This is a genomic window from Roseateles sp. P5_E11 (assembly GCF_054049355.1).
This window is the reverse complement of the sequence record NZ_JBFUMO010000901.1, coordinates 1-1,630: the sequence shown is the minus strand read 5'-3', so window position 1 is coordinate 1,630 and position 1,630 is coordinate 1. Positions and strand designations below refer to the sequence as shown.

Sequence of the window (1,630 nt, the reverse complement as noted above, 5' to 3'; positions counted from 1 at the left end):
GTCGTGAAGGCCTTCCGCTCGGCAAGCGACAGCGGCGCCTCCCCTTTGTATTTGTGGGTGACGCCCGGGAACGGATTCGCCGGGAACGTCGCTTCATCGCCGGTTGCGACCAGGTTGATGAGCCGTCGGCGGCCCAGGGCCAGCAGCACTGGTTTGGTGTGGGCGTAGTAGGTCTTCTGAGAAGACGTGCTCAGCTCGAGGTCTCGCAGCGAGGCGAGGTAGGAGTCGATCATCGGGCGTCCGACATCGGCCAGCGCCAAATCACGCTTGAGAGCAACGCGCAACACAGCGAGATGGTCCAGGAACTTCTTCAGACCCTCGCAGTAGCTCGCGACCGTGCGCGGCTCGACCTGGGTGTCCTGCTTGCGCAGGAACCGCTCGATCTGGCGCTGGCAGGCGTAGGTGACAGCGTCAATGCCGAGGCCATACCAAGGCCCGAAGTCGAAGGCCTTCCAGCCTGCTGGGTTTGGCGGGAACGGCACGGATGCCATGGGTGGCGGGATCACGTCGGCCCGAACGACGGCGTGGCCAGCAGCGTCGGGCTCGTGCTCAACGCCGGGGATGGAGATATCGGTCTTGATGAATTTCTTCGTCTTGGGCATGGGCCAGGCTGTTCAGGCGGGGACGGCATCGCCGTTGATCCACTCGTTCAATTCATCGTCGTACGCGAGCACGGCGTCGTCGGCCATCTCGTTGACCAGGTGGAGATAGACCATCGTGGTTTGGATTGAGGTATGCCCGAGCTGCCGTTGCAGGAAGACCAACGGCTCCACCCGGTTGCGGTCGCCCTGACGCTGTAAAGCGATGAGGGTGTGGGTCGCGTAGGTGTGCCTCAGAAGGTGCGGCCAGGCTGTCATGCCGGCCTCTCGGCCGAGTTCGCGGACGATGCGCTCCAGGCCTTTTCCGTCTGCGGCGTACGGCTGACCCGACTGGTTAAGGAACAGCTGCTTGCGGTCAGCACCGTGGGCTCGTTCGCCGCGGTAGTGCCTAGCGTAGTAGTGCAGGTCATTCATCAAGCCACGGGGCATGTAGATGTCGCGAGGCTTGCTCCCCTTTGTCCTCATGCCGGACCCGTCATGCGGGTCCAGGTGAACCTTGACGTTGCGCACACGGCTGCCGGCTCGGTCCGGATCGAAGACGTAGCTCAACGGGAACGTCGCCAGCTCTTCGCGCCTTAGGCCAGTGCCCAATGCCAGGCGGATCAGGATCCGATGATGGACGTTGGTCGCGACGGTGAGCAACGCCTGGACCTGATCCTTGGTCAAGAATTTCGGGAGAGTCTTGCCGTGGCGCGGCATAACGTCCCGAACGGAAACGGCGCCACCGGACGCATCGGCGTGGGCAAGGAAGCCTTGGCTTCGGTCGATGCGCCGGATCTCATAGTCGAACGGGAGCTTCGAGATCCAGGACTGGCGCTGGGCGAACTCATAGAACTCGCAGACATAGACCAGGCGCTGTCGAATCGTTGCCGGCGCGAGCCCGGCATGCTCTCTGCAGTAGTCTCGGTAGGCAGCGACAAGCGACTTGCGCTCGCCCCGATCAACATCATCCCAAGCGAGCTCGTGCGCCTGCAGGAATCCGAAGAAGTCGTAGACGCTCTGGCCGATGGCCTGCCACGACTTTTGAGAGC

The 1,630-nt window shown here is 62.9% G+C and carries 1 protein-coding gene and 1 pseudogene; both read right to left on the bottom strand.

From position 1 onward, the window contains the following. Nucleotides 1-602 (bottom strand): annotated as a pseudogene (locus tag ACXJKR_RS31910) (hypothetical protein); the annotation flags it as partial. 12 nt (nt 603-614) lie between these two features. Beyond that, nucleotides 615-1,630: tyrosine-type recombinase/integrase (locus tag ACXJKR_RS31905; protein WP_457326265.1), on the bottom strand; the 1,016-nt coding region annotated here is incomplete at its 5' end.